At 43.9% G+C, this 15,724-nt stretch carries 16 protein-coding genes and 1 pseudogene; 7 read left to right on the top strand and 10 right to left on the bottom strand.

The window, feature by feature from the left end; translation table 11 throughout:
• Window positions 1-112: 112 nt before the first annotated feature.
• Window positions 113-724 (bottom strand): Uma2 family endonuclease, encoded by a 612-nt coding sequence (locus tag QT984_RS19230; RefSeq protein WP_333053456.1) that lies wholly within the window; start codon window positions 722-724, stop codon window positions 113-115.
• A 230-nt stretch (window positions 725-954) separates the two neighbouring features.
• Between QT984_RS19230 and QT984_RS19225 the strand changes: the two genes are divergently transcribed.
• Window positions 955-2,469 carry an NADH-quinone oxidoreductase subunit M gene (locus tag QT984_RS19225; RefSeq protein WP_333374672.1) on the top strand — a complete coding sequence of 505 codons (1,515 nt, stop codon included), beginning with the start codon at window positions 955-957 and terminating at the stop codon, window positions 2,467-2,469.
• Window positions 2,470-2,781: 312 nt separating this feature from the next.
• Window positions 2,782-3,948, top strand: coding sequence for a CO2 hydration protein (locus tag QT984_RS19220; RefSeq protein ID WP_333374670.1), 1,167 nt, complete (start codon window positions 2,782-2,784; stop codon window positions 3,946-3,948).
• Between the two features lie 482 nt (window positions 3,949-4,430).
• Here the strand turns inward: QT984_RS19220 and QT984_RS19215 are convergent, their stop codons facing one another.
• From QT984_RS19215 to argB, 5 genes and pseudogenes are all read right to left on the bottom strand, one after another.
• On the bottom strand, window positions 4,431-5,150 hold the full coding sequence (locus QT984_RS19215; protein ID WP_333053453.1) for a PHP domain-containing protein: 720 nt from the start codon (window positions 5,148-5,150) through the stop codon (window positions 4,431-4,433).
• Between the two features lie 266 nt (window positions 5,151-5,416).
• Window positions 5,417-6,526: pseudogene (locus QT984_RS19210) on the bottom strand (IS630 family transposase).
• A gap of 278 nt (window positions 6,527-6,804) precedes the next feature.
• Window positions 6,805-7,050 (bottom strand): hypothetical protein, encoded by a 246-nt coding sequence (locus QT984_RS19205; RefSeq protein ID WP_333053452.1) that lies wholly within the window; start codon window positions 7,048-7,050, stop codon window positions 6,805-6,807.
• A 155-nt stretch (window positions 7,051-7,205) separates the two neighbouring features.
• On the bottom strand, window positions 7,206-7,448 hold the full coding sequence (locus tag QT984_RS19200) for a DUF4926 domain-containing protein (protein WP_333053451.1): 243 nt from the start codon (window positions 7,446-7,448) through the stop codon (window positions 7,206-7,208).
• Window positions 7,449-7,632: 184 nt separating this feature from the next.
• Window positions 7,633-8,544, bottom strand: a complete 912-nt coding sequence (gene argB / locus QT984_RS19195; RefSeq protein WP_333053450.1) for an acetylglutamate kinase — start codon at window positions 8,542-8,544, stop codon at window positions 7,633-7,635.
• A 246-nt stretch (window positions 8,545-8,790) separates the two neighbouring features.
• On the opposite strand from argB, the gene QT984_RS19190 reads away from it, so the two are divergent.
• A complete protein-coding gene (locus QT984_RS19190) occupies window positions 8,791-9,582 on the top strand; it encodes an HAD family hydrolase (RefSeq protein WP_333053449.1) in 792 nt (263 codons plus the stop codon).
• 196 nt (window positions 9,583-9,778) lie between these two features.
• On the opposite strand, the gene mreD is transcribed toward QT984_RS19190, so the two are convergent.
• The 3 genes from mreD to QT984_RS19175 form a co-directional block, all read right to left on the bottom strand.
• Complete coding sequence (mreD, locus tag QT984_RS19185) at window positions 9,779-10,345, bottom strand: rod shape-determining protein MreD (protein ID WP_333053448.1); 567 nt, start codon at window positions 10,343-10,345, stop codon at window positions 9,779-9,781.
• Complete coding sequence (gene mreC, locus QT984_RS19180; protein WP_333053446.1) at window positions 10,342-11,148, bottom strand: rod shape-determining protein MreC; 807 nt, start codon at window positions 11,146-11,148, stop codon at window positions 10,342-10,344. The genes mreD and mreC overlap by 4 nt, the downstream gene beginning before the upstream one ends.
• Window positions 11,149-11,235: 87 nt before the next feature.
• Window positions 11,236-12,243: a rod shape-determining protein gene (locus tag QT984_RS19175; RefSeq protein ID WP_333053445.1), complete on the bottom strand. Its 1,008-nt coding sequence runs from the start codon at window positions 12,241-12,243 to the stop codon at window positions 11,236-11,238.
• Window positions 12,244-12,573: 330 nt separating this feature from the next.
• Between QT984_RS19175 and QT984_RS19170 the strand changes: the two genes are divergently transcribed.
• From QT984_RS19170 to QT984_RS19160, 3 genes are all read left to right on the top strand, one after another.
• Window positions 12,574-12,933 (top strand): single-stranded DNA-binding protein, encoded by a 360-nt coding sequence (locus QT984_RS19170; protein WP_190663675.1) that lies wholly within the window; start codon window positions 12,574-12,576, stop codon window positions 12,931-12,933.
• A gap of 47 nt (window positions 12,934-12,980) precedes the next feature.
• Window positions 12,981-13,502, top strand: coding sequence for a tetratricopeptide repeat protein (locus tag QT984_RS19165; RefSeq protein ID WP_333211668.1), 522 nt, complete (start codon window positions 12,981-12,983; stop codon window positions 13,500-13,502).
• 178 nt (window positions 13,503-13,680) lie between these two features.
• Window positions 13,681-14,046 (top strand): hypothetical protein, encoded by a 366-nt coding sequence (locus QT984_RS19160; RefSeq protein WP_333053442.1) that lies wholly within the window; start codon window positions 13,681-13,683, stop codon window positions 14,044-14,046.
• On the opposite strand, the gene tnpA is transcribed toward QT984_RS19160, so the two are convergent.
• The gene (gene tnpA, locus QT984_RS19155; RefSeq protein ID WP_333053441.1) at window positions 14,043-14,441 is read right to left on the bottom strand and encodes an IS200/IS605 family transposase; all 399 of its coding nucleotides are present in this window, start codon (window positions 14,439-14,441) and stop codon (window positions 14,043-14,045) included. The two genes, QT984_RS19160 and tnpA, sit on opposite strands and share 4 nt — an antisense overlap.
• 52 nt (window positions 14,442-14,493) lie before the next feature.
• Here tnpA and QT984_RS19150 point away from each other — a divergent pair, with 52 nt between their 5' ends.
• Window positions 14,494-15,681 (top strand): transposase, encoded by a 1,188-nt coding sequence (locus QT984_RS19150; RefSeq protein ID WP_333053440.1) that lies wholly within the window; start codon window positions 14,494-14,496, stop codon window positions 15,679-15,681.
• Window positions 15,682-15,724 lie beyond the last annotated feature (43 nt).

The raw sequence follows: 15,724 nt of genomic DNA, 5'->3' as shown, positions 1-15,724 counted from the left end.
TGGCAGATGAATTTTTCGGGTTTGTCTGCTTTTTGTCTGATGTTATTTAATTTTAAACCGCAGATGAACGCAGATGATTTTATTCTGGGTTTGTCTGCTTTTTTATCTACTTTTATTCAAACTCGATCGGCCACAATTCGATCACTGGAACTTCCCAACCGGGCAAAAGTTCGGGAATTGAAATCATGTCGCCGTCTCTCAATACCACTGGATCTGCTTGGGGAGTGTAAATTGTTATTGTGCGCTTGTCAGGGTCGATTAATATTCCTACTTTGGCTCCTAGTTCGATAAATGATAAAATTTTTTCTCGCAGGGGTTTGAGGCGATCGGACTGAGATTTGATTTCTACAACTAAGTCGGGAACGAGTTCGGCAAAATACCTTTTACTTTGTTTGAGGCGATCGGCGGTTACAAACGAAACATCGGGTGCTGTAAGATTTGAATTGGGGAGAATAAACCCGCCACTGGACTCAAACACTCGTCCAAGTTTGCGGGGTTTGACCCAGTTTAGTAAAAGTCTGACTAACTCTGCCCCAATTTCGCTCGATACAATGTCTGATGGGCCCATAAGGATAATCTTCCCGTCTACGAGTTCTAATTGGTAGTCTAGATGCGCTTCCGAGAGTATACCTTGCAGTTGTTCCAAGTCGGCAACGGTGAGGCGGGTGGAAGGAGAACCGGATTTAATTTGCAAATCTTCTCGATCTGTAAGACTTGAGGTCATAGGAGGATTCCAGACACATTTGAATCTATGTTAACAAGAAAATGGGCCGATCGCTTTTTTATGCAGTTGCTTTGCGTTAATGTTAAATATATACCAATCCTTGCAGGAGTCGTAATTTTTTTACCCCACCCCAACCCTCCCCGATGCCTTGGGGAGGGAGTAAGAAATTCACAAATGATTTAGGATTGCTATATCTCTAAAAACTGCGTAATAAAGGAAAGTTTTAATTGATGCTCAGTGCTTTAATCTGGATACCTATGTTGGCCGCTGCCCTGATTGGGATCTGGCCTGGTTCAGTGAGTTCTAAAATAGTTCGGAATGTAGCGATCGCCATTGCGGGTATAACTTTTATTCTCTCGGTGATTTTGGCAGTTCAGTTTGATGCCAGTACCAGTCAGTTGCAGTTTGCGGAATTCATTCCTTGGATAGATGTTTTGGGATTGAATTACAATCTCGGTGTTGATGGTTTGGCTCTGCCTTTGGTAATTTTAAATACTCTGCTGACAGGAATAGCTATTTACGCTACGGATGAGTCGATCCGCAGACCTCGACTTTATTATTCTTTGATTTTGTTAATTACCGGCGGCGTAACAGGGGCTTTTTTATCTCAAAATTTGCTGCTGTTTTTCCTGTTTTTTGAGGTAGAATTGATTCCGCTTTACCTGTTAATTGCGATTTGGGGAGGCGAGCGCCGGGGTTATGCTGCTACTAAGTTTTTAATCTATACTGCATTTTCGGGAATTGTGCTCCTGGCTGCTTTCTTGGGTACTGGTTGGCTTAGCGGTGCTTCGAGTTTCGATATGGTTGGTGCAGCGGGCGCATCGCATTTACAAGGAGGATTGCCATTGCCTTTGGTAAGGCAAATTGTTTTGCTGGCAGGGGTGTTGCTGGCTTTTGGAATTAAGATGCCTTTGGTGCCTTTTCATACTTGGCTGCCGGATGCTCACGTAGAAGCTTCGACGCCGGTTTCGGTGCTGCTGGCGGGGGTGCTTTTGAAGCTGGGAACTTATGGGATGCTGCGTTTTGGTTTGGGTTTGTTTCCAGATGCGTGGGCGGTGGCGGCACCTTGGTTGGCGAGTTGGGCGGTGGTAAGCGTGCTTTACGGGGCGAGTTGCGCGATCGCCCAAAAAGATATGAAAAAAATTGTAGCTTACAGTTCGATCGCTCACATGGGCTACATTTTGTTAGCTAGCGCCGCAGCTACTCCGATTAGTATGCTGGGAACAGTTTTGCAAATGGTTAGCCACGGTTTAATTTCAGGGCTGCTATTTTTGAGTGTCGGCGTTATTTACAAAAAATCCGGCACCCGCAACATCGATGTGCTCAAAGGTTTGTTCAATCCCGATCGCGGTTTGCCGATGATTGGCAGTTTAATGATCCTCGGCGTGATGGCTAGTGCCGGCATTCCAGGTTTGGCTGGATTTATTGCTGAATTTTTGATATTTCGGGGCAGTTTGCCAGTGTTTCCCGTGCAAACTTTGCTCTGCATGATCGGCACTGGTTTAACTTCAGTTTACTTTTTAATTATGGTCAACCGCGCCTTTTTCGGCCGCCTTTCGGATGTGGTGGTAAATTTGCCGCAAGTCCGCTGGCGCGATCGCATTCCTTCGCTGGTTTTAGCAGTAATTATCGCCATCATGGGAGTGCAGCCGGGAGTTTTAGTTGCTTTGAGCGAAAAAACTGCGATCGGAATGGTAGCTAATGTGCCACCCCAAGTTAAAGTTATTGCTCAAAACTTGAAATAAAATATGACCTAAGTTTGTAGCATCTGACATCTTGCAGCAATATCAATAAGAGGATTTTTCGTGGGGTCGGGCGGGTTTATATAACCTATTTGCAAGCTTTAAGGCTGTTGGCGAACCCGCCCCTAGGGCTAATTGAGAATGGTGCAAGATATCAGTAGCATCGGACTTTAGTCCTATGGCAGTTTTCAATCCCATAAAATACAGCAGACGGCTGTAGGGACACGGCACTGCCGTGTCCCTACCTATTCCATTCATCAGTGTATCCGTGTTCAAATCCGTGTCGTGCCTTCCTTCAATTAAGGTTAAATAAAAATGAAAAGTACCGTATTAAAACCATCTTCCCATCCCCTATCCGCATACATTGACATCTTGGAATCAGGCCAAGCTTTACTGCCTGAATCTACGGAAAATGTAGTTGAAGTTGTCGGCGTGCTGAAAAGTTATGCTATTGTTTTAGATGCCTATTCTCGCAATCTCAATTATATTGCAGAAGAACAGTTTTTAGTGCTTTTTCCGTTTTTTAAATATTTCAATGGAGAGGTGACGCTGCCGAAATTAATTCGCTATTTGTGGCACGATCGCATAAATTTTGAGTATGCTGAGTATTGCATGAGAACAATGCTTTGGCACGGCGGCGGCGGTTTGGACAGTTATTTGGATTCCCCGGAATTTAGCAGTTTGGTCGAAAAGGCGATCGCTGCTAAATTGAAAGGCAATTTTTTCATGCAGGGACTAAACAAAACCTTTCCTAATTTTTTGCCGGAACAAGTGCGGATGCTGGCTTACTACACCGGTCTCGGTCAGTTTTGGCGGGTAATGAGCGATTTGTTTATGGACTTATCTGATTCCTACGATCGAGGGGAAACTAAGTCTATTTCTGATGTAGTTGATTTTGTCAAAGCCGGTTTAGTCGCCGCCGCCAGCCTACCGATTACCTACAGCGTCAAGATTCACAGTCAAGTCTACGATATCATTCCGGCCTCGGCTAACTTGACATTTTTACCAGATGTAGCGGTGCCTTATGTAGAGGCTGTTTTCTTTCGGGGCACAGCTTTTTTTGGCACAGTTTCCTACAACGCTCAAGCCCATCAAATCCCGGAAAAACAAAAAGATTTTGCCTACGGGGCTTTGTTTGCTGATCCATTACCTATTGGAGGTGCAGGGATTCCGCCAACTCAATTGATGCAAGATATGCGGCATTATTTGCCGGAGTATTTGCACGCAGTTTATCGCACTAGCTGTCGGGGTGAAGATGATCTGCGGGTGCAAATTTGCCAAAGTTTTCAGAAGTCGATGTTTTGCGTGACGACGGCGACTATTTTTGGTTTAGCACCTCATCCCATGAATACCTCCGATCCAGAGGAAAAAAAGGCTAATCGCGCTTATTTGGAAGGTTGGATGGATCGATTTGGAAATTCTCGCTTGGAGTGGGCAAATCAGCCAACGAACAGGGCCTGTCAGTTGTTCCCGGAACGGTAGAAGGGCGACTGGTTTTTAGGGCGCAATGTCTCTCGGAGTTGCAACGATATTACCTGAAGAAAGCAATTGCTTACTTTTGGATACCGAAAGCTCATTCTGGCGATCGCAATTATCTCACGTCCCGTAAAATAGCCGTTATCAGGCAAGTAGTAAAAACTTCAGTCCACAGACTTTTATGAGGACTGAAGTCCTCACTACCAAACAATTTTATAGTCATTTTAGCGCACCTAATATGACAATCAAGCATCCAGGATACCCGCCACGTGATTCATCCGTCCAGAAATAAAAAACCTGTATCAAATGAAACTTGCCGAACGTATTTATCCGTGCAGTCAATCTAAAATCTAAAATCTCAAATCTAAAATCGATTGACCTGATCAACTGTTTGTTTTCGGCTCATGGTGATTGCTTTCATAAGAGATATATCCGCTAACGCTTAGACTGGCAAGGACAGGATAAAGCACTTCTTATTTCCGAACTATTTAGATTCGGACTAAAAGACTCAGGCCGTGAGAGTCCGTGCCACAAGTTCCCAGCAAACCATAAGTTTCTGCTAAATCTTTGACTAAAGCAGTTTGTTTGGGGCTTGGTTTCCAAGGATTTGGATTACCGTAAGCATAGTAAATTTCTACACCGTCAATGCCGAAACGAGCTGCTTCTGGGATTAGTTGATCGGCAGTCGATCGATACCGGCAAGGATGTGCTAGAACTGCTAAACCTCCTGCTTCATGAATAGCTTCAATTACCCTGGCTGCTGAATAACAATAGGTGCCTTCTGTACTTTTACCTCGCAAGTAAGGTTTGAGACTGGGATTTTGCGGATCGAAGGCGTAACAGAGAATGTGTACCTCATTGTTGAGCAATTCGGCATTAATTTCAGCGCCTGTCCAGAGACTAGGTGCTTCACTATTTTTGTCAGGATGGTTTAATTTCCAATTATCCAGCCAAATTTGAGCTTTAACGTAGCCTTCGGTGCTGTGGTGGTCGGTGATAGCTAAGCCCTTGAGACCGCGGGCTATGGCTTGTTCCATCAATTTCTCTGGCTGCAATCGCCCGTCAGAGTAGACTGTGTGCATATGAAAATTATAGGAACCCGGACAGCTATCGGCATCAATTGTCTGGAAGACTTGTTTGAGTGCTGAGATATTCTGGGCTTCTGGTTTGAGACTAGAAGCGGGGGACGTAGCGAAATTGACAGCCATAAGCGTTATTATAGAAAAAACTAGCTTTGTTTAATATATCTAATAAATTCATATGTTGCACCTGTGGCAATAGTCGGCTGTAGGATTGAAACATCTGGCTGATTGTGGCGTTCGGCACAAGATATCAATTCACTCGCACATCTTGCACAATTCTCTATCCAGCATTTTATCGTCGGGTGGGGGCGGGTTTATGAGATTATTGATTTTAGGCAATTTATAGTTGGTAAAACTCGCCTCTACAGGTTTGGGGAAAATGCCAGCAGATATCAATTACTCCCACAATATTGCATCATTCTTAACAACAAGCTTTCCGGCCTCTTCCACAAAGAGTAAATTTTCTTGTAGGGAGTAGGGTTGGGCACTCTTAGCCCGCCCTCATTTAAAAGTTTATGTAACAGTGATTCTAGTTTTTCAATTCAAATAATCTATTAGCAACATATTCCTTGGCGGAATGCCATACTAATTCAACTACGTTATAGTCCGGGCTATATTTTGGCAAAAACTCTATGATTAGATTCGGCATTTCTGACGCTATTTTCTGCAAAGTCTCTGCTTTTTTATGAAAACTAGCGTTGTCCAAAAATATCACAAACTTACAGCCTTTATCTTGAAAGTCTTCCGCTAAATTTACTTGCAATATCCACTCGGCTTTTAAATCTTCATAAAATTTTTTCAGCACTGCATAAAAATTAGCATAATTCCCAGATGGAATAAAATATACCCGTTTTTTTTATCTTAATATCTTACTCCACCCATAACATTAATACGACTTTTTCGTCGCTCTCCTATGAATGTTACTTCGAGTTACTTTTATACACCAGTTCTTCCTTCTAATCACCCTTAAACTAAATGCACTATCGTTCTAAAACCATACCTGCAAAAGGTTTGGATATTACTTTTCTATTTTTAAATACTCCGCTAATTTATTTTTAAATCAACCCCCTTTATACCGTATATTGCTTAGACTCTAAGCTAGATTTAGCCGAAAAGAAAACATACTTTTTTGAGTTTAAAATCCTCCTAAATTGGGTACTACTCAGCTCTATTTCTGTCTGCTCTCCTAGATGTATTGCAAGTCTAGCTGTTGTCCATATTCCGAACTCATAACCATATTTCTCAGGCTCTATTTCAACTGTTTCTAAAAGTAAATCAATGTATTTTTATGTGGCTTTTCGGTAATTACCCTTCATCCTATTATCTTTAAAACTGTCTAAATTATCAGGATGACCATGAATGCGACCGTAGGCAACTTTTATGAGAGAACATCCAATTAGTTCAGCAGTCTGAGCTTGTGTATTTCCGTTGTTTAGTAATAAAAATATTAACGCTCTTTGTCGAATGTCTGGATGCTCATGGTCTTTTAATGCTTGTTGCAGAGTTTACTTTGTCTCGGAACTGAGAAAGTTTTTAGCAGGCATTCACTTTTTCTGAATATCATTATGTTATATTATACCAATATGCGTTTTAAATGCACAACAGCTTAGACACTTCTGTTGAGCTGTGATTGTGCCACCATTATAAACGCTGAAATCATCTGAGCTTAAGACCCCAGCAAATTCTGTACCCAGCATGGTTTCTAGTTCCACACGTCACAAAAGTATCCGCGGAATGGAATAAACAGAATCCCTCTCCACTAGCCGTCCATAGCCCTTCTTTAACCCCCATCAAACACTCTTAGCGTTTCATCTACATGAACATTTGATTGCACGCCCATTTCCACAGTGCATTTATAGCTGGCTTTACCGCTGCTGCTACTCGTTGATTGGTCTTTTGGAGTGCTCCTACTCCCACTTCTATCGTGTGATGGAGGAATCGAAGAAGCCTGACTGGTGGTTCGACTTTTTCCCGTAGCAATGGCTAGTTTTTCTTGCAATTCTTCAATTATTTTTTGCAGCCCCATTACGAGTTATACCAGTTCAGCTTGGCTCAACTGCTCGATTTGGATTTTTTCTTTCTGTCTGGTGGCTGCGGGCTTTTTCATTCGTTTATTTTACCAGCTTTTGATACTTAAGTCTTTTTTGACCTGAATCCTTACCTTCTATTGTCCTCACATTACTAAGCAACTGCAAGTTCATATTGCAGAACAAAAATTTCATCAGCTTTCAACATAGCCATAGCATATTCACTCCCTTGACTATCAGCAAACTCCACTAAATACTGACATTCCTTTCCCGTATCATACACTTCAACAATAGTTCCCACAAGTCCAACTGGTAAACTAGAAATAGATGCGTATTCTGGTTCCACTAGCGCTAATCGCGTATTGGCAATCGGCTTGAGAATCGCAACAGAATCCAAAACTCTAAAGTGTTTGATCGTAGTTTAAGAAAAGCTGAAATCCAACAACGGTTAGAAGTAGTTGAAGTAATTTCCTAGAAGTACCTTCTCAAGGTTTTTAGGGGCAGGTTTAGTTAGGATATACGCGATCGCAGCGAGTTTACCCATTTCACGCACCCGCCCTCCCCACGCTAGGATTTACCCCTTACTTAGGCCTTAAGTTCGCGCTGCTAAACTCAGAAGCCACAATCATCGACCCAATCCCCGCATCGGTAAATATTTCTTGCAGCAAAGCATGAGGAATTCGACCATCAATAATGTGAGCACCCTTCACACCCTGAGCCAAACTCCGCACACAACAGTTAACTTTGGGAATCATGCCCCCAGACACAACTCCCGACTCAACCAACTGTCTCGCTTCCTGAATATCTAACTTAGCAATCAGACTCTCTGGTTTGTGATAATCCTCTAAAATGCCCGCAGTATCTGTCATCAAAATCAACTTTTCCGCTCCCAAACCAGCGGCAATTTCCCCAGCTACCGTGTCAGCATTAATGTTGTAAGATTGACCGTTTTCATCGGCGGCCACGCTCGACACCACCGGAATATATCCGCTGTTCACCAAAGATTCCAAAATCTGGATTTTCACGCCGCTGACTTCACCCACAAACCCAATTCCTTCCCGCCCATCTGGACGAGCTTGAATCAGGTTGGCATCCTTGCCGCACAATCCCACTGCTTTGCCGCCGGCTTGGTTGATTAACGAAACAATTTCCTTATTTACTTTACCCACCAAAACCATTTCTACAACTTCCATTGTCGCCGCATCAGTCACCCGCAAACCATCCTTAAATTGCGGCTCAATTCCTAATTTTTCGAGCCAAATATTAATTTCCGGGCCGCCGCCGTGAACCACAACCGGACGCATCCCCACGCAAGCTAGCAGCACAATATCCCGAACCACCTTGTCTTTGAGATTGCTATCTTTCATCGCCGCACCGCCATATTTGACAACTATGGTGCGACCGGCAAAGTGTTGAATGTAAGGCAGTGCTTCGGACAGCACCTCTACTCGATTAGTGTCCGAATTCCTAACAAAATCGCTTTGTTTGAGCATGGGTAAATTACAGAAGACTAAAAACTTAATTCTAAACTTTAATGGCTAAAGCACATATTAACAGCCACAAAAATCACTTTTTCTCTGAATTTTATCGACGCGCAGGCTCGATCGCCCTTATTGATCCCAATCTTCAAAAAATTCATAGGTTTTTTTAATAAAAGCATTAAAATTTATGTATTATAACTTATACATTTTTTGCTACAGTCAAGAAATGTATAACTCCCTAGATTTACTTAACGTTTTATGTTAACTGCTGTCGCCCAAGACTCGGAAAACCTTCAGTACAACCTACCATCAGAGGCTGACTCGTCCCCCCGGATGACGGTATTTTGCGATTTAGACGGGCCCATAGTCGATGTTTCCGATCGCTACTATGCCACCTATCAACAGGGATTGGCCGATACTCAAGCAGCTTATCTCGATCGGGGAATCAACCTCAACCTTCAAATCCTCAGCAAACAGCAATTTTGGCAAATGAAGCAAAACCGCGTGCCCGATGCTGAAATAGCCAAAAGTTCCGGCTTGTCGGGAGAAGAAATTAACGTTTTTTTAGGATGCGTCAGTCAAATTGTCAATCAGCCAGACTTGTTGCACTTAGATCGCATCCAGCCGGGAGTGCAATGGGCGATCGGACTTCTGCACTCCCGCGGCGTGCGGCTGATTTTAGTCACCCTGCGGCCGAGAAATCAAGCCGTTCAACTGTTACAAAATTACGGTTTAGCCAGACTGTTTACCAGCATTCGCGGAACTCAGATGGCGGATGCGGCCTATCACAACTATACAGCCTTAAAAACTGAATTGTTGGCTGAAGTGGCACAAGAATTTGAGTCATCGCTGGGTTCGGCTTGGATGATCGGAGATACAGAAGCAGACATCCTCGCAGGAAAAGCATTGGGAATACCTACAATTGCCGTTACCTGCGGAATTCGCAGCCGATATCAACTGCAAAAGCACCAGCCTAATTTCATTCTCAGCGATTTGATTATTGCCGTTCATCACTTATTAGGTTCGGCGCAACAAGTAATAGTAGAATGACTACAGTTAACGAATGACTAATGACTGTTGACTGTTAACGGTTAACTGTTAACGAATGACTAATGACTGTTGACTGTTGACTGTTAACGAATGACTAATGACTGTTAACGAATGACTAATGACTAATGACTGATGACTGTTAACGAATGACTAATGACTGTTAACGAATGACTAATGACTAATGACTGATGACTGACTAAGATTTTTCTAAATTCCTGGTCATTTCCCACAAGCGATTGAGCGGAAAATAAATCACCGGAGCCCAAAGACTGCTAAGAATAGCAGAACACAAAGCCACTCGCTGGTGATAGCTCCAAATTTCCAGTAAAGCCCGATCGCCCATAGAAAAAAATTGCAGTCCCATCACCGTTTCCGCTACCACCGCCATCCCAAACACAATTAACGCGATCGGAATCGGATCTCTCTCAACAATATCTACCGGAATCGACCAGGTTTTCTGCAAAACAACTGTTAAGACTCCTACAACAACTAGACTGACAGCGTGGCTGGGATGAGGAGCCGTCATCGCATCTTGAAGGAACCCCAAAACCAAGCCCATGCTAGCGGCTCCCCAAACTGTACGTTTCCGCTTAATACTCCAAGCTACCAACCAAATTAACAGCCAGTTAGGCCCAATTCCCAACAATTCCATTCCCGGCATCCGAGTGGGCAATATCAGTATGCACAGCATCACAGATAGAAATGTAACTGCGAAGTTAAGAAATGGGCGCGATCGCGAAGACATCCGAGATAAAGCTTTCATTGTTGCTGTGCTCCCTCAGATGGTGCAGAAGATTGACTCTGCGAATCCTTCGGTTCGGCTTGCTTAGAGTGGGGGTAAACCACCGCCCACTCCAGAGCATTCATCGGTGCAGAAAACTCAACCACAGCCTCTGGAGCCGGAGTTTTATTCATATCCACCGAAACCACTTTTCCCACCGGCAAACCAGGAGGGAACAACTGACTGTAAGAAGAAGTTGAAACCACATCCCCAGGCTTGACATTGGGAACATTCTCAAAAAACTCCATCACCGCCTGATTTCCGCCTTTCCCGCGCATAAAACCCATGTGACGACTGCGGGTAATTCCCACACCCAATTGACTCGTAGCGTCGCTGACTAACAGCACCAAGCTAGTATTAGGAGTAACGCTGACTACTCTGCCTACTAAACCGCCGGGACTCATCACAGTAAAATCTGTTTTAATGCCATCATTACTGCCGCGCCCCAAGGTTACTTGCTGCCACCAGTGGTCGGCGCTGCGACCAACAATAGGAGCTACAATCCCTTTAGGTTTCTTAGCAGAAACGTAACCTAAAAGCTCTTTTAGCTTTTGATTTTGAGTCTCTGCTTCTAATAGTTGGGCTTGCAATTCTTGAGTTCGCGCCGAGATGAGTTCCTCTTGTCCAGAGCCGTTGGCGTGAAACGGACGAGTCACCCAATTGTAAACTTCAAATACTGCCGCACCTTGTGTTTGTCGAACTCCCCAAGCGGCAGTTACAGCTAAACCTAAAAGAGCTATTTGCAGCCGCAGATCCCACCACTTTCGGAATGTATTTTTTAGCATAATTTCACTAATCTAAAATTGTTAAGTCAGGATTTTAGATTTGAGATTGCAGCCGTATTTCTAAATCCACAATCCCAAATTTGTTAACTACATATTACGCGACGACTGCCCGCTGAAAACCCGTTCCAACTGTTTGTTTTCCAATACTCTACCAGTTCCCAAAACCACGCAGCACAGCGGATCGGCGGCCACGTGAGTGACAATTCCTGTTTCGTGACTGATCAGAGTATCTAAACCTTTCATCAGCGCGCCACCACCAGCCAGCATAATTCCCCTGTCAATAATATCTGCCGCTAATTCCGGCGGGGTGCGTTCCAATGTACGCTTGACAGCTTCCACAATTACTGAAAGCGGTTCCGACATACTTTCGCGAATTTCTGGGCCCTTGATAGTAACAGTTCGCGGCAAACCCGACAGTAAGTGCAAGCCCCGCACTTCCATCATTACATCGTCATCCTCTGGAGTTGGATATGCAGAACCAACCTGAATCTTAATTTCTTCAGCAGTGCGTTCGCCGATGACCAAATTGTGAACTTTTTTCATGTATTGGACGATCGCCTCATTGAGTTCGTCGCCGGCTACCCGCACAGACTCACTGATCACCGTACCTTGCAAACTCAAAACCGCAACTTCCGTAGTACCTCCGCCTATATCTATAATCATATTGCCAGTCGCCTCAGCAACAGGCAGTCCAGCCCCGATCGCCGCCGCGATGGGTTCATCAATTAACCGTACTTCTCTAGCACCAGCCTGAGTCGCCGCCTCAATGACAGCACGCCTCTCAACTCCCGTGACACCGCTGGGGATGCCAATAATTATCCGCGGCGAAACTAAGCTTCGGCCTTCGTGAACCCTGCGGATAAAAGTCTTGAGCATTAGTTCGGCCGTATCGAAGTCTGCAATTACCCCGTCGCGAAGCGGGCGCAGTGCTATGACATTCCCTGGCGTGCGGCCGAGCATTTTTTTAGCTTCTTCTCCAACAGCCAGCGGTATTTTTAACTCTTGGTCGATCGCCACTACAGAAGGTTCCTGCAGAACAATACCTTTGCCCGATACATAAACGAGCGTGTTAGCAGTACCGAGGTCGATACCCATATCTCTAGATAACGAAAATCGATTGAGAAGACCCACTGATTCGTACCCCCCCCAAAAACTAAAATACTATTGTGTGCAATAATGTTGTTACAAAAGTGTAACCGAGGTGGATTCTATTACGTTTTTCATCCTGAGTCTAGTCAGAAATGTACATTGTCGAGCTCAGGTTGAGCGCAGACTTGCCAATCATCCACCATCAATATGTTCTCCTAACTGGGTGTACAATCAGGATGAAGCCTCACAAGCGCTGTTCCAAGTTCAGTTTGGAGGCTAAGGCGCGTGTGGACTGTTTAACTACATCACCGATCGACCACATTCCCAAAAAAGTTTATGAGTCTTAATGTTGTAACTTTAGTAGGCCGCGTCGGCGGCGACCCGGACGTAAAGTATTTTGAGTCGGGTACAGTTAAGTGTAGTTTGACGCTGGCAGTGAACCGCAGAACTAAGAACAGCGATCAACCAGACTGGTTCAATCTGGAAATCTGGGGCAAAACAGCGCAGATTGCTGCTGACTACGTTCGCAAAGGCTCTCTAATTGGCGTAACAGGCTCTTTAAAGTTCGATCGCTGGCAAGACCGCAATACCGGTTCAAATCGCTCGAAGCCTGTAATTAAGGTAGACCATTTAGACTTGCTGGGTTCCAAACGCGACAACGAGTCGGGTATGTCGCAACACAACAGCGAATTCTAGCGTTTGGGGAATTTGGGAAGTAATATTTGTGAATTGGGTGGGTGCTCGTGACTTCAGAAAAGTTAGAAATTGTTCAAACTGAGTACCAAGCTGGGCAAGTAGCTTTTGAGAGTGGCCGGTATGCTCAAGCTGTGCAGAGTTTAGAAACAGCTACCGGTTTAGTCGATCGAAATTCCCGGTTGGGCGGCGAGGTGCAGATGTGGCTAGTGACAGCCTACGAAGCCTCTGGCAATACAGAAAGGGCGATCGAGCTTTGCCGCAAGCTCACCCGCCATCCCCGCCAAGAAACCCGCCAGCAAGCAAAGCGCTTGCTGTTCATTCTCGAAGCTCCCAAACTCACTATCCCTCCTGAATGGATGGTGAAAATCCCTGATTTGGCAGCTTTAGATGAAAATCAATCAATCAGTTTTCAATCCAATCCGAACGCTGATATCAAGTACGCTAAACCCAAGCCAGTCGTACCAGAGCCTGTAGATTTGAGTCAGGTTAATACGAAAGATAATAGGTTTATCTGGGTGGCGTTAATTGCGATCGGGCTAATTTTAGGCGGATTATTTCTTAGTTATTAATCATTTGTTTAATTTCATATGCGGTCGATTACCCAATATGGTAGGGGCGGGTTCACCAACAATACTCGCCAATAATTGACAATCTCAAAAACCCGCCCTGGTCGCTATATTATAGTCAATCGATCCGACATGATGATATCAAACCATTGCTTGCATAAGCCCTGAGAGAAGTTAAGCAATGCCTTTTAGCAATTATAAAAGTATCAGCGCGGTCGCCAAAGAATTCCAAATTAATTGCCTACGGGAGAATTTCATTGTCGAAACAGAATTTGCAGTCAGCGAAGTTTTTCGGAATGAATTAGAATTGATTTTCAATGAGGGAGTATTTGACAACTCGGAAATCGCCATTTGTGAAAATATCATTTATCCTGTATTAAAAGAAGTTTGGAAAAATTATCGCAGTAATTTTCTCCTCTGGAGTCACCAAACCTTAGTCTATAATGATAATCTGTCAGGAATTCCAGATTATATATTGGCGAAGCGCTCCCCCCTCGGCACAGTAGTTTTTGACCAAGAAACTGGGATACAAGCCCCGTCCTTTTAGGACGGCTTTTCTTGGTTTCTAATGTATTCCTTCAATACTTCTAGAGGTGCGCCACCTACGGAAACCGCAAAATAACTAGGACTCCATAAAGCTTCTTTGTGGGGTTTTTTGTATCCAGCCTGTCCGTAGCGACGACTAGAAACACCTTTGAGTGCATTAACTATTTGAGAAATAGATAATTTAGGCGGATACTCGATCAGCGCATGAACGTGATCGGCTTCCCCGTTGAACTCTAGCACTTGAAAGTTCATTTTTTGGGCTACATCTCGAAACGACTTTTCAATCAAATCAAGACTTTCGCTCGTGAATACAGACCGACGATATTTTGTTATACAGACCAAATATATTTTAAGTTCTGTAACAGAATGGCGTTCCCGACGGTAAACTGTTGTCATTGCTTGTCAACCAATATATAATTAAACCTACAGACCAACATTCAATATAACCATGAAGGCGAGATTCAAGTACAGATTTTATCCGACGACCGAACAAAAGCAGAGCTTGGCTCGGCTGTTTGGCTGCGTCCGGGTGGTTTGGAACGATAGTCTAGCCCTCTGCAAGCAGTCTGAAAAAAAGGCAAGTTCATCTGAGCTGCAAAAAATCATAATAACCCAAGCAAAAAACACCGAAGAAAGAGTTTGGCTGAGCGAAGTTTCTAATATCCCTCTACAGCAGTCTGTAGCGGATTTAGAAACAGCTTTCAAGAACTTCTTCGATTCCTGTAAAGGGAAGCGAAAGGGTCGTAAAGTGGGTTATCCTAAGTTCAAGAAAAGAACAAATAGCCAGTCTGCCAGATTTCGGATTGGAGGCTTTTCTTTTAAGAATGGCGGTGTGTATTTAGCCAAGATTGGTATTGTCAAGCCAATCTGGTCAAGAGAACTTCCATCTGAAGCTAGCTCAGTCACAGTAATCAAAGATTGTGCAAATCGTTATTTCCTAAGTTTTGTAGTAGAAGTTCAACCCGTTCACTCTGATGCCAAAAACCAAAGTATCGGAATTGATTTAGGAATAAAAACTTTTGCAGCAATGAGCAATGGAGAAAAAGCTGAAAGCCCTAGCTACCAAAAATTAGACCGGAAAATTCGCAAACTCCAGCGCCAATTAGCTCGTCAACCAAAAGACTCTAAAAGGAGAAACGTAACCCGAATTAAAATTGCTAAGTTGCACAATAAAATTGCCGATACCCGGAAAGATTTCCTGCACAAATTGTCAACTAAAGTAGTCAAGGAAAACCAAGTGATTATTTGGGAAGACCTCAATGTATCGGGAATGGTAAAAAACCGGAAACTTTCACGGGCAATTAGTCAGCAAGGATGGCGAGAATTTAGGACTCTCTGTGAGGCTAAATCTGAAAAGTTTGGTAGAGAGTTTCAAGTAATTAGTAGATGGGAACCTACTAGCCAAGTTTGTGCGGATTGTGGTTTTAAATGGGGCAAGATTGATTTGTCTATTCGTTCAGTGCTTTGTGTTAGTTGCGGTACTGAGCAGGATAGAGATCAAAACGCTTCGAGGAATATAGAGAAAGTCGGGATGGGGAATCGCCACGACTCTAAACGGACGCAGAGGGAGAGTGAGACTATTTCGGTAGCATCACCCGATGAAGCGTCAAGAATCACCGCTGCTTCAGCACGGTGAGTATTTCAAAAGCCCTATTTCATATTAGTTGAAGCCAAGAAAG

Origin of the sequence: Microcoleus sp. Z1_B2 (assembly GCF_036700325.1) — a bacterium.
Taxonomy (GTDB): Bacteria; Cyanobacteriota; Cyanobacteriia; order Cyanobacteriales; family Microcoleaceae; genus Microcoleus.
This window is presented reverse-complemented; position numbering and strand designations above follow the sequence as displayed.

Bases quoted from the DNA above. Each gene is read 5' to 3' on its own strand.
- QT984_RS19230 (WP_333053456.1), bottom strand. From the start codon at position 724: ATGACCTCAAGTCTTACAGATCGAGAAGATTTGCAAATTAAATCCGGT.
- QT984_RS19225 (WP_333374672.1), top strand. From the start codon at position 955: ATGCTCAGTGCTTTAATCTGGATACCTATGTTGGCCGCTGCCCTGATT.
- QT984_RS19220 (WP_333374670.1), top strand. From the start codon at position 2,782: ATGAAAAGTACCGTATTAAAACCATCTTCCCATCCCCTATCCGCATAC.
- QT984_RS19215 (WP_333053453.1), bottom strand. From the start codon at position 5,150: ATGGCTGTCAATTTCGCTACGTCCCCCGCTTCTAGTCTCAAACCAGAA.
- QT984_RS19205 (WP_333053452.1), bottom strand. From the start codon at position 7,050: ATGGGGCTGCAAAAAATAATTGAAGAATTGCAAGAAAAACTAGCCATT.
- argB (WP_333053450.1), bottom strand. From the start codon at position 8,544: ATGCTCAAACAAAGCGATTTTGTTAGGAATTCGGACACTAATCGAGTA.
- QT984_RS19190 (WP_333053449.1), top strand. From the start codon at position 8,791: ATGTTAACTGCTGTCGCCCAAGACTCGGAAAACCTTCAGTACAACCTA.
- mreD (WP_333053448.1), bottom strand. From the start codon at position 10,345: ATGAAAGCTTTATCTCGGATGTCTTCGCGATCGCGCCCATTTCTTAAC.
- mreC (WP_333053446.1), bottom strand. From the start codon at position 11,148: ATGCTAAAAAATACATTCCGAAAGTGGTGGGATCTGCGGCTGCAAATA.
- QT984_RS19175 (WP_333053445.1), bottom strand. From the start codon at position 12,243: ATGGGTATCGACCTCGGTACTGCTAACACGCTCGTTTATGTATCGGGC.
- QT984_RS19170 (WP_190663675.1), top strand. From the start codon at position 12,574: ATGAGTCTTAATGTTGTAACTTTAGTAGGCCGCGTCGGCGGCGACCCG.
- QT984_RS19160 (WP_333053442.1), top strand. From the start codon at position 13,681: ATGCCTTTTAGCAATTATAAAAGTATCAGCGCGGTCGCCAAAGAATTC.
- tnpA (WP_333053441.1), bottom strand. From the start codon at position 14,441: ATGACAACAGTTTACCGTCGGGAACGCCATTCTGTTACAGAACTTAAA.
- QT984_RS19150 (WP_333053440.1), top strand. From the start codon at position 14,494: ATGAAGGCGAGATTCAAGTACAGATTTTATCCGACGACCGAACAAAAG.